Origin of the sequence: Actinomycetospora sp. NBRC 106378, from assembly GCF_030269685.1 — a bacterium.
Lineage (GTDB): Bacteria > Actinomycetota > Actinomycetes > Mycobacteriales > Pseudonocardiaceae > Actinomycetospora.
Genome location: NZ_BSTT01000004.1, coordinates 241,324 through 258,936, shown reverse-complemented (window position 1 = coordinate 258,936; position 17,613 = coordinate 241,324). Strand labels below are relative to the sequence as shown.

The following is a 17,613-nucleotide window of genomic DNA, read 5'->3' as shown; positions in this document are numbered from 1 at the left end:
TGACGTGCCGCCCGGCCCCGGACAGCACGAAGGGCGCCGCCCGGACCGGACGGCGCCCTCCGCGGAGCGGGACTAGGCCGACACGGACGCCGGGGCGTCGGTGTTGGAGTCCGCGATCGCCGTCGAGCGGCGCTTCGAGATGTAGACCGCCACCGCGATGCCGATGACCGCCACGAGGGCGATCACGATGCGCACCACCGGGTTCGCGTCGGGCCCGACCGAGAGCACGACCACGGCCGGCGCGATGAGCACCGACACCAGGTTCATGACCTTGATCAGCGGGTTGATCGACGGACCCGCGGTGTCCTTGAACGGGTCGCCGACGGTGTCGCCGATGATCGTCGCCTCGTGGGCGTCCGACCCCTTGCCACCGTGGTTGCCGTCCTCGACCAGCTTCTTCGCGTTGTCCCAGGCGCCGCCCGAGTTCGCGAGGAAGACCGCCATGAGCGTGCCCGCCGCGATCGCGCCGCCGAGGTAGCCGGCGAGCGGACCGACGCCGAGGCCGAAGCCGACGGCGATCGGGGCGAGGATGGCGAGCAGACCCGGCGTCGCGAGCTCGCGCAGCGCGTCGCGGGTGCAGAGGTCGACCACGCGGCCGTACTCGGGCCGCTCCTCGAACGTCATGATCCCGGGCTTGGTGCGGAACTGCCGCCGCACCTCGTAGACCACGGCGCCCGCGGCGCGGGACACGGCGTTCACGGCGAGACCGGAGAACATGAACACGACGGCCGCGCCGAGCACGACGCCGACGAGCAGGTTCGGGGCGGTGACGTTGTAGATGTCGGTCACCTGCTGGCCGACCTGCTCGTAGGCCTGGCGGATCGCGTCGTTGTACGAGCCGAACAGCGCCGTGGCGGCCAGGACGGCGGTCGCGATCGCGATGCCCTTGGTGATGGCCTTCGTCGTGTTCCCCACCGCGTCGAGCTCGGTGAGGATGTCCGCGCCGGCGCCCTCGACGTCACCGGACATCTCCGCGATGCCCTGCGCGTTGTCCGAGACCGGACCGAAGGTGTCCATGGCGACGATGACGCCGACCGTGGTCAGCAGGCCGGTGCCCGCGAGGGCCACGGCGAACAGCGCCACGATGACCGACCCGGAGAGCAGGAAGGCGCCGTAGACGGCCGCACCGATGACGATCGCGGTGTAGACCGCCGACTCGAAGCCGACCGAGATGCCGGCGAGGATGACGGTGGCCGCGCCGGTGAGCGACGAGGTGCCGACGTCCTTGACCGGCTGGTCCTCGGTACCGGTGTAGTAGCCGGTCAGCGCGAGGATGATGATCGCCAGCACGATGCCGATCGCGACGGCGATCGCGGCGATGACCGCCGGGTTGCCGGCCGCGGCGAGGTCGCCGACGGACGCGGCGTTGACCCCGGGCAGCTGGTCGAAGCTCGAGGGCAGGTAGACGAACGCCGCGATGATCGTCAGGACCAGCGAGATGCCCGCGGAGATGTAGAAGCTGCGGTTGATCGCCTTCAGGGCGTTCTCGCCCTCGCGGGTCCGGGTGATGAAGACACCCACGATGGCGGTGAGCACGCCGATCGCCGGGACGATGAGCGGGTAGGTCAGGCCGAGGGTGCCGAACGCGACCGAGCCCAGGATCAGCGCCGCGACCAGGGTCACCGCGTAGGACTCGAAGAGGTCGGCGGCCATGCCGGCGCAGTCACCCACGTTGTCGCCGACGTTGTCGGCGATCGTCGCGGCGTTGCGGGGGTCGTCCTCCGGGATGCCCTGCTCCACCTTGCCGACGAGGTCGGCGCCGACGTCGGCGGCCTTGGTGAAGATGCCGCCGCCGACGCGCATGAACATGGCGAGCAGTGCGGCGCCGAGGCCGAAGCCCTCCAGGATGCGCGGGGCGTCCTGGACGAAGATCAGGACGACGACGGCCGCGCCGAGCAGGCCCAGCCCGACGGTCGCCATGCCGACCACACCACCGGTGCGGAAGGCGATACGGGCGCCCTCGTCACGGCCGCCCGGCTTGGTGGAGGCGGCGGCGACGCGGATGTTCGCCTTCGTCGCGAGGTTCATGCCCAGGCCACCGATGGCCATCGAGAACAGCGCACCGACCACGAACGCGATCGAGCGCGCGATCCGCTCGCCCCAGCCGGTGGCCGGAAGCGCCAGCAGCACGAGGAACACGATGACGATGAAGGGGGCGAGGGTGCGGAACTGGCGACGCAGGAAGGCCTGAGCGCCCTCCTGCACGGCGCGACCGATGTCGCGCATGTTCTGCGTGCCCTCGTCGGCGGCGAGGACCTGCTTGCGCAGGACGAACCCGATGGCGAGAGCGATGAGAGCGATCACCCCCACCACGCTCACCACGGTGTATTCGCTCGTGGAGAACTCGACTCCCTGAGCGAGGACGGACGCTTGCATCCAGCCTCCCGGTTGGAACGGATCCGGCGACGGGAGGCCGGCTGGCGGCGTCCTCGGCGCTGAGTGACCGCCACCACGCGCGATCCGCACGAAGTGGCAGGTGTCGCAGTGTAGGAGGGGTGTACGACAGCCGTCGGGCCCGGTTCCCGATCAAGCTGTGAGATGCGGCTCTTTCCCGGCTCAGAGCGTTGTCGGGGTCGTGTGCTTTTCTCGGTGCCGTGAGCAGCGTCGGGGCCCTGGAGCGGGCGGAGGGCATTCCCGACGACGACGGGCGCGGCACCGCCCTGCTGCGCCGGGTCCTCGCGGGCACGCCGCAGGGCGAGGCGCCGCTCACGCACGCCGAGGTGGTCCCCGCCCGCGAGGGACGGCGCGCGCCGTGGCCGGAGTGGGTTCCCGACGACGTCCGTGCCCGGCTCGCCGCCCGCGGCATCCCGGGTCCGTGGCGGCACCAGGCCGAGGCGGCCGAGCACGCGTGGGCCGGCCGGCACGTCGTGGTCTCCACCGGCACGGCGTCCGGCAAGTCGCTGGCCTACCAGCTGCCGGTGGTCGCCGGGCTCTCCGCCGACCCGCGGGCCACCGCCCTCTACCTGTCCCCGACGAAGGCCCTGGGCGCCGACCAGCTGCGCGCGGCCCGGGCGCTCGACCCGGGCGGGGAGGCGGGCCTGCGGGCGTCGTCCTACGACGGGGACACCCCCTACGCCGAGCGCGACGCGATCCGCCGGACCGCCCGGTGGATCTTCACCAACCCCGACATGCTGCACCGCGGGGTCCTGCCGCGGCACGGGCGCTGGACCACCTTCCTGCGGCGCCTGCGCTACGTGGTGATCGACGAGGCGCACGCCTACCGCGGGGTGTTCGGCTCGCACGTCGCCCTGCTCCTGCGGCGGCTGCGCCGGGTCTGCGCCCGCTACGGCGCACACCCGGTGTTCGTGCTGGCGTCGGCCACCATGTCGGACCCGGCGACGTCGGCGTCCGCGCTGACCGGGCTCGACGTCGTGGGGGTCACCGACGACGCGTCCCCGCGGGGGGCACGCGCGGTGGGCCTGTGGGAGCCGCCGCTGCTCGAGGAGATCACCGGCGAGAACGGGGCGCCCGTACGCCGCTCCGCGGGCGCCGAGACGTCCCGGATCCTCGCCGACCTGGTGGTGGAGGGCGCCCGGTCGCTCGCCTTCGTACGCTCCCGACGCGGGGCGGAGCTCGCTGCGCTCGGGGCGCGGCGCGTGCTGGCCGAGGTCGACCCCGATCTCGCGGACCGGGTCGCGGCCTACCGCGCGGGCTTCCTGCCCGAGGAGCGGCGCGCGCTCGAGGAGTCCCTGCTCTCCGGGGAGCTGCGCGGCGTGGCCACCACCAACGCCCTGGAGCTGGGCATCGACATCGCGGGGCTCGACGCGGTCGTCGTGGCCGGCTTCCCCGGCACGCGGGCCTCGTTCTGGCAGCAGGCGGGCCGCGCGGGCCGTTCGGGCGACGACGCCCTGGTGCTGCTGGTGGCCCGGGACGACCCGCTGGACACGTTCCTCGTCCACCATCCCGCCGCGCTCCTGGGCGCCCCGCTCGAGCGCTGCGTGCTCGACCCCACGAACCCCTACGTGCTCGCGCCGCACCTGGCGTGCGCCGCGTCGGAGATGCCGTTGACGGCCGCGGACGTGGCCGACGTGTTCCCGGGCAGCGGGGACGTGCTGGCCGACCTCGTGGCGGAGGGCCTGCTGCGGCACCGCCGCGGCGGCTGGTTCTGGGCGCTGCCCACGGAGACCCCCCACCACGGTGTCGACATCCGCGGCTCCGGCGGGGAGCAGGTCGTGATCGTCGAGTCCGACACGGGCCGCATGCTCGGCACGGTCGACCCGGGCGCGGCGCACTCGACGGTGCACGAGGGCGCGGTGCACCTGCACCAGGGCGCCAGCTACGTCGTCGACGAGCTGGACCTCGAGGAGAACATCGCCCACGTCCACGCCGAGGAGCCGGAGTGGACCACGCAGTCGCGGTCGGTCACCGACATCGCGGTGGTGCACACCGAGCAGTGCGAGTCCTACGGCGCCGCGTGTGAGGACGGGCCGGAGCTGCAGGTCTGCCTGGGCACCGTGGAGGTGACCGAGCAGGTCGTGGGCTACCTGCGCCGGATGCCGTCGGGGCAGATCGTCGAGCAGGTGCCGCTGGACCTCCCGGAGCGCACCCTCGCGACCCGGGCGGTCTGGTACACGCTCTCCGAGTCGCTGCTGGCGGCCATCGGGGTGCAGCCCGCCGCGGTGCCGGGCTCGCTGCACGCGGCCGAGCACGCGGCGATCGGGCTGATGCCGCTCGTGGCCACGTGCGACCGGTGGGACATCGGCGGGGTCTCCACCGCCCTGCACCCCGACACCGGCCGACCCACCGTGTTCGTCCACGACGGGCACCCGGGCGGGGCCGGGTTCGCCGACCGGGGGCACGAGGCGATGCGGGTGTGGCTCACGGCGACCCGCGACGCGATCGCGGACTGCGAGTGCCGCTCCGGGTGCCCGTCGTGCGTGCAGTCACCGAAGTGCGGCAACGGGAACGACCCGCTGGACAAGGCCGGCGCGATCGCCGTGCTCACGGCGGTGCTGGACCGGCTGGGCTGATCCCCGGCCCGGTGTGAGCGAACGGCACTCTCGCTCACAGAGAAGCTGCGAACGGCACTTTCGTGCAGGGCCGACCGGACGTGTGCCGGGCCGCCCGCCGCGAGGGCGACACCACGCAGGCCCGGCGGACCGAAAAGCTGCCTGACGTCACTCTCGCGGGGGGAACGTGGGGTCCTCCGCGGGCCGAGGTCTTCGGGGGACGCTCGGCCCGCGGGGAAGCTGGTGGGGTCCACCGCGGGCCGAGGTCTTCGGGGGACGCTCGGCCCGCGGGGAGGTCTGCCACGCCGCAGGGCGGGGAGGTGACTCGACCCGCCCTGCGGCGCTGTTTCGGGCGGCGGTGGGCACCAGGGGCGCGCTCCACGCGGACGGCGGCACGTCTCCAGGGGGCCGCCGGGCGGGCGCTGCATCGTGCCGGTGCCCACCGCCGCGGGTCTGCCGGACCGGGACGTCCCCCTCGCGGGCAGCAGCGGGGCAGGGCGCGCTCCGCGGGACGTCGTCGGCGGTCCTGGCCGACCCGAGTCTTCAGTTGTGGTAGTGGTGCGGGTGCTACGAGCGGATGCCCGTGGCGACCGTCGCCAGGCGGTAGGTCGAGCTGCCGCCGAGCCCGCGGTGCGGGCGCTCGCGGACGGCCTCGGCCATCGCGTCCTGGACGCTGTAGGGGTCGGGCAGCCGCCAGCCGGATACCGCCGGGCGGACCCGCCAGTGGATCGAGCCCTGCGGGAACGTCGAGGGCGGCGCGGTGAGGTAGCTGCCGCGGCCGTGGAGCGTCATGCCCGGGCGCCCCGCGAGGTCGGGCCGCAGCGGCTCACCGGGCAGGACCGGGAAGAGCCACTCACCGGTCGGCGTCGCGGCGATCGGCACCGGGGCACCCACCGCGCGCAGGGCCGCGGCCGCCCGCCGGCCGATGCTCGCGGGCACCTCGATGACGTCGAACGTGAGGCCGGTCGGCAGCAGGATCGAGTACGGCAGGCCCGACCACCAGTCGGCGATCTGGGCCGTGTCGGTCGTCGCCCTGGCCGCCCAGTCGTCGAGCACGGGCACGGGACCGACCTGCGGCGCCTCCGCACGACCCGTCCAGACCTCCCCCTGCGGGAAGGTGCCCGGGACCACCGCCCAGCCGTGGTCGGCGAGCACCATCGCCTCGGCGCGGAGCTCGGTGCCGTAGACGGCGCGGTAGCTGTCCCACCACTGCATGCGGGTCCTCCCGGTACTGGTCCACCCCGTGCGGTGTTCCTGTTCCAGTAACGGCAGGTTCCGCCCCGATTTCCACCCGTCGTCGCCCATCGGACCCGCCGGAACGCCGAGCGCCCGTCCTGGCACCGTCGAACGGGCGAACGCGCATTCGGCGGGCGGTCGGCGCACCACTCGTCCCGGCTGCACCATCCGTGTCGCCGCTCGACGGGGACGTCGGGCCGCTCGTCCTCGCAGGACACGATCTGATGACGATCGGTCACCGCGCCCCCGGCGATTCAACCCATGACCTTCACCACAGGACCTGCCCGAGCGCGCACGGTGGCCGAGCCACCGGCAGGGAGACATCCGCAGCTCACGGCCACGACGACCTCCAGATCCCAGCCCTGCCACGTGCACGACCGCAGCTCGCCGCCGTTGCGCCCGGCGAGATCGCCAGCCCGGTCGCAGCCCGCCTGCTGACCCCGCACGCCCTCGGCCGCGCCTCCGAGCGCGGCGAGGTCCGCCGCGATCGCCGCCCGGTGCCGGGTCGCGACCGCCGACCCGAGCACGAGCACGCTGGCGAGCAGCAGCGTGAGGGCACCGATCATCGCCGCGGCCACGACCGTCGCGGCGCCGCGGTCGTCGGTCACCACCGCCCTCACGGCGGCAGCTCCTCGGGCGTGACCTCCGCACCGGGCGTCGCGGACCCACCGTCGGGCACCCCTGTCGGCCCGGCGACGGAGGGCTCCCGGGCCGCGACGGCCTCCGCCGAGACCTGCAGGCCCCGCAGTGCCCCGCCGAGGGGCGGGAGCCCGACGCGGACCCGCACCGTGTCTCCCTCGCTCGTCACGGTCACCGTGGCGCCCGGGGGTAGGTCCGCGGCGAGCTCGCCCGCACCGATCCCGTCGTCCCGGGAGGCGCGCCGCGCGGCCTCACCCGCCGCGTCCACGCAGCGGATGCGGGCGACCACGGCGCCGAGGCCCGCGAGCACCACCGCGAACACCAGGACGAGGGCGCCCAGGGCGATCGCGGCCTCGACGGTGGCCATGCCCCGGTCGTCGCCGATCAGCCGGCGGCCGGGGCGAGGGCCCGTTCGATCAGCCCGGTCAGGGCGTCCAGGACCCCCGCACCGTTGATGATCACGATCAGCAGTCCGGCGAACGCCGCCGCGGCCACCAGCCCGACGGCGTACTCGACCGTCGACATGCCGTCGTCGGACCGCATCAGCGCCGTCAGCCGGGCCGTCAGCAGCGCGACCGCGGTCGTGGGGTTCTCCATCACGTTCTCCTTCCGTCCCGGGCCCCGGGTGGGCGCCGGTGGTCATGTCCGCTCCAGCAGCGGGCCCGCCAGCCCGATGACGACCGGGGCGATCCCCAGCGCCAGGAAGGCCGGCAGGAAACACAGCCCGAGCGGGCCGGCGACGAGCACCCCGGCGCGTTCGGCCCGGGCGGCGACCGCCTCACCGGCCTCGGCCCGGACGTCGGCCGCGACGGTCGCCGCCACCTCCGCGACGGCCGCACCGCTGCGGGCCGAGCGACGGGCGGCCCGGGCGAGCCGCGCGGTGGAGGGCTCCTCGAGCGCGGGCAGCCAGGCCGCCGCGGGATCGGCGCCGAGAGCGACGAGGTCGGCGACCCCGGTCAGCGCGGCCGCGGTCGCGTCCGGGGCGGAGTCGGCGACCGCGCGGACCGCGAGATCGAGCGGGAGGCCCGCCCGCAGACAGGCGGCGAGCTCGTCCCACCCGCCCGCCTCGCGCCAGGGGTCCGGGCGGTCCGGCCGCAGGAGGACGGAGGATCGCGCGGGCGGACGGTCGAGCGCGGCCAGGCGGTGGGCGGCGTCGACCGGCCCCGGGGACACGAGCAGGGCAACGGCGAGCAGCAGCACCGCGAGCAGGACGCCGGTCACCGGACGACCCGTGCCGTGAGTCGGGCGCTCCACTCCAGCCCTGCGGCGACGAGCACGGCCCCGACGACGAGCAGGCCCTGACCGAGCGCCGTGCCGGTCAGCACCGCCCACGGCCGGGCGCCCAGCAGCTGCCCGAGGAGCAGGCCGACGACCGGCAGGACCGCGAGCACACCGGCCGTCGTCCGCGGACCGGCGAGCTGCGCACCCAGCCGGCCCTCGAACCGGGCCCTCGCACGCAGGTCCTCCGCGACCGCCTCCGCCAACCCGGCGAGACCGATGCCGTGGCGGTCGGCGAGCGCCCACGCGTCGGCGAGCCGTCGGACGTGCCCGCCGACCAGCGGCTCCGTGTCGGCGTGCGCGCGCAGGGCCCCCGGGACGTCCCCACCGAGCCGGGCCGTGGCCTCCACCAGCGTCAGCGCGCGGGCACACACCGCGTGGGCGTCCCGGGCGGCGGCGCCGGCCGCGACGGCGGGCGGATGGCCCGCGCGCAGGTCGGCCGCGAACCCGGCCAGCCCCTCCGCGAGCCCCGCGACCGCCGTGCGCCGCGCGCGGTCACGCCGACGGGCGGTGCGGGCCCGCCACAGCACGCCGCCCACCACGGCGGCCGCCACACCGCCGCCGGGTCCGGCGAGGAGGACCACCGCACCGAGCCCGACGGTCACCAGCGCGACGACGGGCGGACGTCGGACGGCCCGCGGGCCCGACACCGCCGCCGCGAGGGCGCGCACCCGGACCGGGGCGGGCGACCCCGGCCAGGTCAGGACGGCCGCAGCGCCGAGGAGGAGGGCGACGGGGGCGCTCACGCCGACACCGACCGCAGGCTCGCGACCCCGCCGGCCAGCCGCGGCGTCGTCGCCCGGGGCGCCGGGGCCTGCGCGGACGTGCCCGTCCACGGCGCCGCGACCCCGCGCTCGGCGAGCATCGCCCCCAGGTCGGCCCGACCGGGCGCCCAGCCCTCCTCGCGCCCCCAGGCCGGCACCACCGTGACCGCATCGCCCTCGGTGCGGCGCAGCACCCCCACCGCCTCGAGGACCCGCCGACCGTCGGGCACCCGCCGCACGTGGAGCACCGCCTGCACCGCGGCCGCCATCTGGCTGCGCAGCGCCGCCGGGCTCATCCCGCCGAGGGCGGCGAGGGCCTCGAGCCGTGCCGGGACCTCCCGCGGGGAGTTGGCGTGCACCGTGCCCGCCCCGCCGTCGTGCCCGGTGTTGAGCGCCGCCAGCAGCTCACAGACCTCGGCGCCGCGGACCTCTCCGACCACCAGCCGGTCGGGGCGCATCCGCAGCGCCTGCCGGACGAGGTCGCGCAGCAGCACCGTCCCGGCTCCCTCGACGTTGGCCGGCCGGGAGACGAGCCGCACCACGTGCGGGTGCGCGGGCCGCAGCTCCTCGGCGTCCTCGACCACGACGATCCGCTCGGAGGCCGGGACGCGGGCGAGGAGCGCCGAGAGCACCGTCGTCTTGCCCGACCCGGTGCCCCCGACGACGAGGAACGCCAGGCGCGCGGCCACGACCGCCTCCAGCAGCGCCCGCCCAGTCGCGTCGACCGTCCCCCCGGCCTCCAGCGCGTCCAGGTCGTGGCACGCCGGACGCAGCACGCGCAGCGACACGCACGTCCCGTCCGCCGCGACCGGCGGGAGCACCGCGTGCAGGCGCACCCCGCTGCCCGGCAGCCGCGCGTCGACGTACGGGCTGGCGTCGTCGAGCCGACGACCCGCGGCGGCGGCCAGCCGCTGCGCGAGGCGCCGCACCGCGTCCTCGTCCGCGAACGACACCCCCGCCCGCTCCAGCCCCGCCCCGCGGTCGACCCACACCGCGTCCGGTGCGGTGACCAGCACGTCGGACACGGCCGGATCGCGCAGCAGCGGCTCCAACGGCCCCGCCCCGACGAACTCGCGCTGCAGCGTGCGCACCGCCGCGAGGACGTCGGCGTCCCCCACCACCCCGCGGGCCTCGGCACGCACCGCCGCCGCCAGCTCCGCCACCCCCGCCTCGCCGCCCGCCGCCGCGAGCCGCGTCCGGACCCGTTCCACCAGGTCCGGCACCCCGCCGTCCGCCATCCCCCACACCTCCCGCCCGATCGACGTCGACGCTGCCCGAGCCCGAGCACCGCGGTCGAACGGCGATCACTGCTCTGTGGACAACCCGGGCACCGGCTGCCGGTGGGGACAACCCACTGCTCCGAACGCCACCGCGGGCAGGCACGACGACGACCCGGCTCCCCCGTGGGGAGCCGGGTCGCACACCGACCGCCTCACGCCGCCAGCGACGGACCTCCCGCTCCCTCGAGGGCGTCGAGCACGGCCTCGGCCGCGTCGGCCAGCGGTCCCCGCCGGACGCCGGGCACCGTCCCGTGGTCCATCGCGGCCGCCAGACCGGGCTCCGCGTCGACCGACGCCAGCACCTCGAGCCCGAGCGCGGCCGCAACGTCCTCGCCGGTCAACCCGCCCGGGGCCGGGCCGCGAACCACGACCCCGACCGCCCCGCCGTGCTCGGCGACGAGCCCGGCGACCCGGGACGCCGCCGCCGTCGCGCGCACCTCGGCGGGGACCACCAGCACCGTCAGGTCGGCCACGGCGAGGACCGCGGCCGCCGTGTCGGTGAGGTGGCGCGGCAGGTCGCACACCACGGTGTCGCCGGCCCGGCGGCCCGCCTCCACGACCGCCACCGCCGCGTCGGGCGCCGGGCCCGGCCCGTGCCGGTCGCAGGCGAGCACCGTCAACGGCCCGCCCGCCCGCGGCAGCGCCGCGTGCAGCGACGAGGCCGCCACCCGGCCGCCGCCGAGCGCGAGCCCCGGCCACCGCAGGCCGTCGACCTGCTCGGCGCCGACCACCAGGTCCAGCCCGCCCCCGAGCGGGTCGCAGTCGACCAGCAGCACCCGCGCGCCCGCGTCGCGCGCCCGCACCGCGATCGCCGCCGCCAACACCGAGGCGCCCGCGCCACCGCGACCGCCGACGACGCACACGACCCGCCCCGGCCCGCCGTCGGGAACGCCTCCGCCGGCGTCGGAGAGCGCCGTGACCAGCCAGTCCTCGCCCTCGGGCAGCGACACGACGTGCTCGGCGCCGACCGCCACCGCCCGCTCCCACACCGTGCCCGGCGGCTCCCCACGGCACAGCACGACCACGCCGTCGCGCCGGCCCGGCCGCGTCCCGGCGGCCCCCACCGCGGCGGCACCGCCCTCGTCCAGGAGCACCATCGCCGCGCCCGACCACCGGCGCCGCAGCGCCACCGCGTCCGGCACCCGCTCCAGTTCGGCCCCCGCCGCGGCCGCGACACGCACCGCGTCGTCGGCCAGGTCCTCGTCGTCGCACAGCAGGATCACTCGTCGTCCGTCCACGCCCCGCAGGGTGCGGCGGTCGTCCCGACGACGGGTACCGGCGCCGGTCGGGCTGGGGACAACTCCCCGGCTCGCTGCCGGTGGGGACGGAACGCGCGGCCGGACGGCCTAGCCGGCGGCGTCCGCGATCCCGGTGGCCTCCTTGGCACCGGTGCGCCACGCGGTCACCTCGTGGGCGAACCAGCGGGCCAACCCGTCGCGCGTGCCGGTGGCGAAGGCGGCGGCCGCGTCGACGTACTCGGCCTGCGCGCGCAGGTGACCGACCTCCGGCACCACGAGGCCCTTGGGGTCCAGCCCGGTGGAGATCGCGGTGAGGCGGGCCGCGGCCCGCGCGACGATCCCGTTCCCGACCCTGAACGGCGCCAGCGCCAGCAGCTCCCCGTGCACCACGCCGACCAGGACCGGCCCGGGCACGGACGTGCCGCCCGCGACGAGGCCCGCGAGACCGTCGAGGCGCGCACCCAGCTCCGGCCCCACCCGGGGACGGCCGAGCTCCGACTCGGGCACCCGGTCGGTCGCGGCGAGCACGTGCAGCTTCGCGAGCGCCTGCAGCGGGGCGCGGCGCCAGGTCGGGAGGAGCCCCCCGAGCGCCTCGGCGACCCGCAACGAGCCCGCCAGCACCGGGTCGGTCACCGGACCGTCCTCGGGGAGGTCGGCGGCACCGCCGTCGAGCGCGGCGGACGCCCGGGCGGCGCGGACGGTCGCCTCGGCCGCCGTCGCCGGCCAGCCGCGCCGGTTCGTGCGGTGCCCGTGCACGCCCTCGACGTGCCGGCGGATCGACTCGGCGCCCTCGGCGACACCGGGCAGGTCGAGCAGCGGCGCGAGCGGATCGGTGGTCGCGGCGGTCATGCGGTCCATCGTCCCAGGTCGCCCCGCGTCGACGATGTGGCGTTCCTGCCACTGGATGACAGCAACGACGCTTTCCTGCCGTCGGGGGAGCCGAGACAGGGGTTAAGGACTCGACACCGTGAGCACACTGGAGGCATGGACAGCACCGGACTGCTGCCCGAGCGTGCCCTGACCTGGCGGTTCTCCCGGTCCTCGGGCCCGGGCGGGCAGGGCGTGAACACCACCGACTCCCGCGTGGAGCTCCTCGTCGACCTCCACGAGCTGCCGGACGCCGAGCGGCTCGTCGAGCGCCTCGGGCCCGTGCTGCACGTCACGGCCTCCGAGCACCGGTCGCAGCTGCGCAACCGCGAGGCCGCCCTGGAGCGGGCGGTCGCACGGATCGAGGCCGCCCGGCGGCCCGACCCGCCGTCGAGAAGGGCACGCCGCCCCAGTCGGGGGGCGAAGCAGCGCCGCCTGGAGGACAAGCGACGCCGCAGCGACCGCAAGGCGTTGCGCCGCGCCCCGTCCGAGTAACCGGCGTCAACAGCAGGACTGGACCTCGCCATGATCGGGAAGACACGGGCCGTGCTGTCGTGTCACCGGTCGCGTCCCGGCCGGTCGTGGCACGATGTGCCCCCGCTCGACCCGACCCGCCAGGAGGGCCCGTGACCTCGCCGTCGTCCCCCGGAGGCCCGCCCGTGGTGCCCTCCATCCCGCTCCATGCCGAACCCGCGCGCCAGAACGGCGACGCCTCGGTCGGCGCGCTGGTGAAGGAGGTGACCACGCACGTCTCCACGCTGGTACGCGCGGAGGTCGAACTCGCCAAGCAGGAGATCACCGGCGAGGTGAAGAAGGGTGTGCAGGGCAGCATCTTCTTCGTGCTGGCCGGCGTGGTCGCCCTGTTCAGCCTCTGGTTCTTCTTCTTCGCGGTCGCCGAGGCCTTCAACCTCCTCTTCCCGACGCAGCGGTGGGCGGGCTTCGCCATCACCTTCGCGCTGATGCTGATCATCGCGGGCATCGCGGGCTTCCTCGGCTACCTCAAGGTCCGCAAGATCAAGGCGCCGGAGCGCACGATCGAGACCGCCAAGGAGTCCGTCGAGGTGCTGCGTCGCGGCCGTTCCGACGCCCCCGCCGCGACGCCCGTCCCGACCCGGACCTGAGCCGCCGACCCTGAGCCGTCGACCCGAGGACCCCGCCGCACTCGCCGGGCCGTGGCGGCACCGCAGCGTGTCCGCCAACGGCATCCGGCTGCACCTCGCCGAGTGCGGGCCCGCCTCCGGCGAGCCGGTCCTGCTGCTGCACGGGTTCCCGGAGTTCTGGTGGTCCTGGCGCCACCAGCTGACCGCGCTCGGCGCGGCCGGGCACCGTGCGGTGGCCGTCGACCTGCGGGGCTACTGCGGGTCGGACCGGCCCCCGCGCGGCTACGACCTGTGGACCCTCGCCGGTGACGTCGCCGGGCTCGTCCCGGCCCTCGGCGCCCGCCGGGCGACCGTCATCGGGGCCGGCTGGGGCGGTGCGGTCGCCTGGACCCTCGCGACGCTGCACCCGCGGGTCGTCTCCCGCCTCGCCGTCGTCGCCGCCCCGCACCCCCTCGCGCTGCGCCGCGCCGTGCGGCGGCGCCCCTGGCGCTGGACGCGCGCCCTGCGCGACGTCGCGTTCTTCCAGCTCCCCCGCCTGCCCGAGCGGTCCCTGCGCCGCGACCGGGGTGCTGCCGCCGGCGCCTTCCTGACGGCGGGTGCGGGCGCCGGCTGGCCCGCGAGCCCCGAGTTCGCCGGGGTCGCCGCCATGCACGCCGCGGCCCTGCTCACCCCCCGCACGTCGCACTGCTCGCTGGAGTACTTCCGCTGGGCGGTCCGGTCGCAGGCCCGCCCCGACGGGGCCCGCTTCGCCGCCGCCCTCGAGCGGGGTGTCGAGGTCCCCGTGCTGCACGTGCGGGGCGAGGTCGATCCCTGGGTGCCGGACGCCGTCGTGCGGGACTCGGCCCGCTGGGCGCCCGCGCACGAGGTGGTCACGGTGCCCGGCGCGGGCCACTTCCCGCACCAGGAGGCCCCTCGGCACGTCGGGGAGGTCCTCCTGCGGCGCCTCTCGGGCTAGCTGGCGCAGCTCCCCGTCGACACCCGCGCGGTCGAGGACTGCGCGGCGTCGAGCGCGGCGCGGACCTGGTCGGAGGTCAGCACGAACCCGGTGTCGCCCTGGTCGACGGCGGCGCCGAACACGACGCCGATCACCTGTCCCTGCGGGTTCACCAACGGCCCGCCCGAGTTCCCGGACTTCACGGTGCCGCGGATCGTGTAGACGTCGCGGGTGACGGTCTGCGAGTCGTAGATGTCGGGCCCGCGCAGCTGGATCCGCTGGCGGATCTTCGCGGGGCTCGACGAGAACGGCCCGTCGAGCGGGTAGCCGAGCGCCACCGCGTTGTCGCCGGTGTCGGCGCCCGCGTACTGGATCGGCAGCGCCCGCGCCTCGAGGCCCGGGACGGCGAGCACGGCCACGTCGACCTCCGGGTCGTAGTAGACGACCCGCGCCGACTCGGTGTCGGCCCCGCCGCCGGAGCGCGGCACCTCCACCGACACCTCGTTGGTCCCCGCCACCACGTGCGCGTTGGTCATCACGCGCTCGTTGCCGATGACGAAGCCGGTGCCCTCCAGGGCCCGGGAGCACGACGGCGCCCGACCCCGGATCTTCAGCACGCTCGCGCGGGCGCGCTGCACCACCGGGTCGCGCACCAGACCCTCGTCGGGGGCGGACACCTCGGCGACCCCCGGCGTCGGGGAGAACGGCGAGAGCACGTCGGGGAAGCCGGACGCGTCGAACATCGCGCGCAGCTCGTTCGGCAGGGCCCGCAGCGGGTCGGGCATCACCGAGTCGACGGTCGAGAGCACCCCGGAGTTCTTGAGCGCCGAGGACAGCGCGACGTTGGACGACGACGCCAGCGGCAGCGCGATCAGCCACGCGACGACCAGCGCGGTCAGTGCCTGCAGCACGGCGCCGAACGTGGAGTCGACGGTGCGGACGGCGCCCAGTCGCATCCGGTCGCGGACGGCGCGGCCGAGGTACACCCCGAGGGTCTCCCCCAGCGCGACCAGGGCGATGACGATCAGCACGCTGACCACGACGCGGCTGGTGTCGCCCTCGAACATCCCGACGACGAGGGGCGCCAGCTTGAGCCCCAGCAGCGCGCCGCCGATGACGCCCAGGAAGGACAGCGCGGCCACCGCGAGACCGTGCCGCCAGCCGGAGATGGCCGCGGCGACGGCGAGCAGCACGACGACGACGTCGACCCAGCTCATCGGATCGCTTCCCCCTCGTGCCGACGGGCCCACGCCTCGCCGAGATCGCGTACGTCTCCGTGCTCCCACGGGATGGTCCACCCCGCGAGGTCGAGCACCCAGGAGAGCACCCCGGCGGTGAACCCCCACACCAGCAGGCCACGCACCGTGAAAGCAGGACCCTGGTATCCACCCGGCGAGGTCACCGTGAAGCGTCGGGCCGGGTCGGTCAGTTCCGCCAGCGGGACCCGTACGACGGCGGCGGTCTCGCCGGGGTCGACGACCCCGACCGGCACCGGCGACGCCCAGTGCGCGACCACCGGGGTCACCGCGAAGCCGGAGACCGGGATCGTCAGGGGCGGGAGCGTGGTCAGCGGGACGATCCCGGCGGGGTCGGCGCCGATCTCCTCCTCGGTCTCGCGCAGGCCCGCCGTCACGAGCCCGTCGAGCCCGGTGCCGTCCTCCGGGTCCAGCCCGCCGCCCGGGAAGGCCGCCTGCCCGGCGTGCGAGCGCAGGTCGGCGGCCCGCTCGGTGAGCACGATGTCCGGGCCCGCGGGGGCGTCGTCGCCGAAGAGCAGCACGACGGCCGCCTCGCGCCCGTTCCCGCCCGGTCGGCGGCGGAACGGCACGTCGTCGGGGGACAGCCGTCCGCACGCCTCGACGAGCCCGCGCAGCCAGTCCGGGGCGGCCTCCGGGTGCAGCAGCCCGCTCACGCGGCCACCCCTGCGACGGCCGCGCGGACCTGCTCCGGGGTGGCGAACACCTGCGGCGCCAGGGGCACCACGGTGCCGTCGGCGCGCACGACGAGGCTCGCGGGCAGCACCGGCGCCGCCCCGAGCCGGCGGGCGACGACCTGGTCGGGGTCCGAGACCGAGGGGTAGCGCGCGCCGAGGGCCGACATCAGCGCCAGCGCGTCGGTCGGGTCGTCGGCCACGTCGACCCCGAGGACCGCCGCGGCGCCCGGCTGGGCGGCGTACGCGGCGATCGCCGGGATCTCCTGACGGCACGGCCCGCACCACGACGCCCACAGGTTCACCAGCGTCACCCGGCCCGGCAGGGCGGCGGCCAGGTCCACGGACCCGGGCGCCCCGAGGCATCCGAGGGTCAGCCCGGCCAGCGGCGCCCCGGCCGGGGCCGTCCCGACGGCCGGTGCGGGGCACTCCGCGAGCCCGGCCCGTGTCCGCGCGTCGGCCAGCGCCTGCGGGTCCGCCCCACCCGCCGCGGCCGCGCTGCTCGCCGGCGCCGACCCGGCGTCGGGAACGGATCCGGAGTCGCGCGGCCAGAGGGCGATGACACCGACCACGACGAGGATGAGGACGAGCAGGGTCGAACCGACCTCGGTGCGCGTCACCGCTCGAGACCGACGAGGGCGAGGAGGTGGTCGGCCTCCGGCCCCTTGACGAGCTTCGCGGCCTTCACCGGGTCGTTCTCCCCGATCCCGGCCGACGGGCAGTCCTTCGCGATCGAGCAGGCGCCGCAGGCGGGCTTCTTGGCGTGGCAGACGCGTCGGCCGTGGAAGATCACCCGGTGGGACAGCATCGTCCAGTCCTTGCGCTCGATGAGCTCCCCCACCTCCTTCTCCACCTGCACCGGGTCCTCGGAGGCGGTCCAGGCCCAGCGGCGCGTGAGCCGGCCGAAGTGGGTGTCGACCGTGATGCCGGGGACGCCGAACGCGTTGCCGAGCACCACGTTCGCGGTCTTGCGCCCGACGCCGGGGAGCTTCACGAGCGCCTCGAGCCTCGCGGGGACCTCACCGCCGTGGTCGGCGACGAGGGCCTGCCCGAGCGAGATCACCGAGTTCGTCTTCGCCCGGAAGAAGCCGGTGGGCTTGAGGATCTCCTCCATCTCGGTGCGGTCGGCACCCGCCATCGACGCGGCGTCGGGATACCGGGCGAACAGCGCCGGGGTGACCCGGTTGACCGTCACGTCGGTGGTCTGCGCGGAGAGCACGGTGGCGACGAGCAGCTCGAGCGGCGAGGTGAAGTCGAGCTCGCAGTGCGCGTCGACGTGCGCCGCGGTGAGCGCGCGGTGCATCCGACGGGCCCGACGCACGAGCCCGAGGTGCGTCTCGCCCGGCTTGGTCGCAGCAGGCGTCGCACCCGAGGTCATTCGACCAGGGTAGAGAAGACCTC

18 protein-coding genes are annotated in these 17,613 nt (G+C 76.0%); 4 read left to right on the top strand and 14 right to left on the bottom strand.

From position 1 onward, the window contains the following. Positions 1–72: 72 nt before the first annotated feature. Positions 73–2,376: a sodium-translocating pyrophosphatase gene (locus QSK00_RS12690; RefSeq protein ID WP_285591095.1), complete on the bottom strand. Its 2,304-nt coding sequence runs from the start codon at positions 2,374–2,376 to the stop codon at positions 73–75. A gap of 218 nt (positions 2,377–2,594) precedes the next feature. Between QSK00_RS12690 and QSK00_RS12685 the strand changes: the two genes are divergently transcribed. Next, positions 2,595–4,970 (top strand): DEAD/DEAH box helicase, encoded by a 2,376-nt coding sequence (locus QSK00_RS12685; protein WP_285591094.1) that lies wholly within the window; start codon positions 2,595–2,597, stop codon positions 4,968–4,970. A gap of 546 nt (positions 4,971–5,516) precedes the next feature. On the opposite strand, the gene QSK00_RS12680 is transcribed toward QSK00_RS12685, so the two are convergent. The 9 genes from QSK00_RS12680 to QSK00_RS12640 form a co-directional block, all read right to left on the bottom strand. Beyond that, positions 5,517–6,164 (bottom strand): bifunctional DNA primase/polymerase, encoded by a 648-nt coding sequence (locus tag QSK00_RS12680; protein ID WP_285591092.1) that lies wholly within the window; start codon positions 6,162–6,164, stop codon positions 5,517–5,519. 275 nt (positions 6,165–6,439) lie between these two features. Beyond that, positions 6,440–6,805 (bottom strand): Rv3654c family TadE-like protein, encoded by a 366-nt coding sequence (locus QSK00_RS12675; RefSeq protein ID WP_285591091.1) that lies wholly within the window; start codon positions 6,803–6,805, stop codon positions 6,440–6,442. Next, positions 6,802–7,191, bottom strand: a complete 390-nt coding sequence (locus QSK00_RS12670; protein ID WP_285591089.1) for a TadE family type IV pilus minor pilin — start codon at positions 7,189–7,191, stop codon at positions 6,802–6,804. Before QSK00_RS12670 ends, QSK00_RS12675 begins: the two co-directional genes overlap by 4 nt. Before the next feature lie 17 nt (positions 7,192–7,208). Continuing rightward, positions 7,209–7,421 (bottom strand): DUF4244 domain-containing protein, encoded by a 213-nt coding sequence (locus QSK00_RS12665; protein WP_285591088.1) that lies wholly within the window; start codon positions 7,419–7,421, stop codon positions 7,209–7,211. Positions 7,422–7,463: 42 nt separating this feature from the next. Continuing rightward, on the bottom strand, positions 7,464–8,045 hold the full coding sequence (locus tag QSK00_RS12660; protein ID WP_285591087.1) for a type II secretion system F family protein: 582 nt from the start codon (positions 8,043–8,045) through the stop codon (positions 7,464–7,466). After that, the gene (locus QSK00_RS12655) at positions 8,042–8,848 is read right to left on the bottom strand and encodes a type II secretion system F family protein (RefSeq protein ID WP_285591085.1); all 807 of its coding nucleotides are present in this window, start codon (positions 8,846–8,848) and stop codon (positions 8,042–8,044) included. Before QSK00_RS12655 ends, QSK00_RS12660 begins: the two co-directional genes overlap by 4 nt. After that, positions 8,845–10,104: a TadA family conjugal transfer-associated ATPase gene (locus tag QSK00_RS12650; RefSeq protein ID WP_285591083.1), complete on the bottom strand. Its 1,260-nt coding sequence runs from the start codon at positions 10,102–10,104 to the stop codon at positions 8,845–8,847. Before QSK00_RS12650 ends, QSK00_RS12655 begins: the two co-directional genes overlap by 4 nt. Positions 10,105–10,298: 194 nt before the next feature. Then, positions 10,299–11,384, bottom strand: coding sequence for a septum site-determining protein Ssd (gene ssd, locus QSK00_RS12645; protein WP_285591081.1), 1,086 nt, complete (start codon positions 11,382–11,384; stop codon positions 10,299–10,301). A gap of 108 nt (positions 11,385–11,492) precedes the next feature. After that, a complete protein-coding gene (locus tag QSK00_RS12640) occupies positions 11,493–12,233 on the bottom strand; it encodes a Fic family protein (RefSeq protein ID WP_285591080.1) in 741 nt (246 codons plus the stop codon). Positions 12,234–12,368: 135 nt separating this feature from the next. Here QSK00_RS12640 and QSK00_RS12635 point away from each other — a divergent pair, with 135 nt between their 5' ends. The 3 genes from QSK00_RS12635 (at position 12,369) to QSK00_RS12625 (ending at position 14,306) form a co-directional block, all read left to right on the top strand. After that, positions 12,369–12,746: a peptide chain release factor-like protein gene (locus QSK00_RS12635; protein ID WP_285591078.1), complete on the top strand. Its 378-nt coding sequence runs from the start codon at positions 12,369–12,371 to the stop codon at positions 12,744–12,746. A gap of 131 nt (positions 12,747–12,877) precedes the next feature. Continuing rightward, positions 12,878–13,372 carry a phage holin family protein gene (locus QSK00_RS12630; RefSeq protein ID WP_285591076.1) on the top strand — a complete coding sequence of 165 codons (495 nt, stop codon included), beginning with the start codon at positions 12,878–12,880 and terminating at the stop codon, positions 13,370–13,372. 67 nt (positions 13,373–13,439) lie between these two features. Further along, positions 13,440–14,306, top strand: a complete 867-nt coding sequence (locus QSK00_RS12625; RefSeq protein WP_285591074.1) for an alpha/beta fold hydrolase — start codon at positions 13,440–13,442, stop codon at positions 14,304–14,306. On the opposite strand, the gene QSK00_RS12620 is transcribed toward QSK00_RS12625, so the two are convergent. Genes QSK00_RS12620 through nth form a run of 4 tightly spaced genes read right to left on the bottom strand, consistent with a single transcriptional unit; the run spans position 14,303 to position 17,590 of the window. Continuing rightward, on the bottom strand, positions 14,303–15,502 hold the full coding sequence (locus tag QSK00_RS12620) for a MarP family serine protease (protein ID WP_285591072.1): 1,200 nt from the start codon (positions 15,500–15,502) through the stop codon (positions 14,303–14,305). The two genes, QSK00_RS12625 and QSK00_RS12620, sit on opposite strands and share 4 nt — an antisense overlap. Then, positions 15,499–16,194, bottom strand: a complete 696-nt coding sequence (locus QSK00_RS12615) for an NUDIX hydrolase (protein ID WP_285591070.1) — start codon at positions 16,192–16,194, stop codon at positions 15,499–15,501. The genes QSK00_RS12620 and QSK00_RS12615 overlap by 4 nt, the downstream gene beginning before the upstream one ends. Next, positions 16,191–16,832, bottom strand: a complete 642-nt coding sequence (locus QSK00_RS12610) for a TlpA family protein disulfide reductase (RefSeq protein WP_285591069.1) — start codon at positions 16,830–16,832, stop codon at positions 16,191–16,193. Before QSK00_RS12610 ends, QSK00_RS12615 begins: the two co-directional genes overlap by 4 nt. Continuing rightward, entirely contained in the window at positions 16,829–17,590 is a 762-nt protein-coding gene (gene nth, locus QSK00_RS12605) for an endonuclease III (RefSeq protein ID WP_285591066.1), read from the bottom strand. Before nth ends, QSK00_RS12610 begins: the two co-directional genes overlap by 4 nt. Between the last annotated feature and the right edge of the window lie 23 nt (positions 17,591–17,613).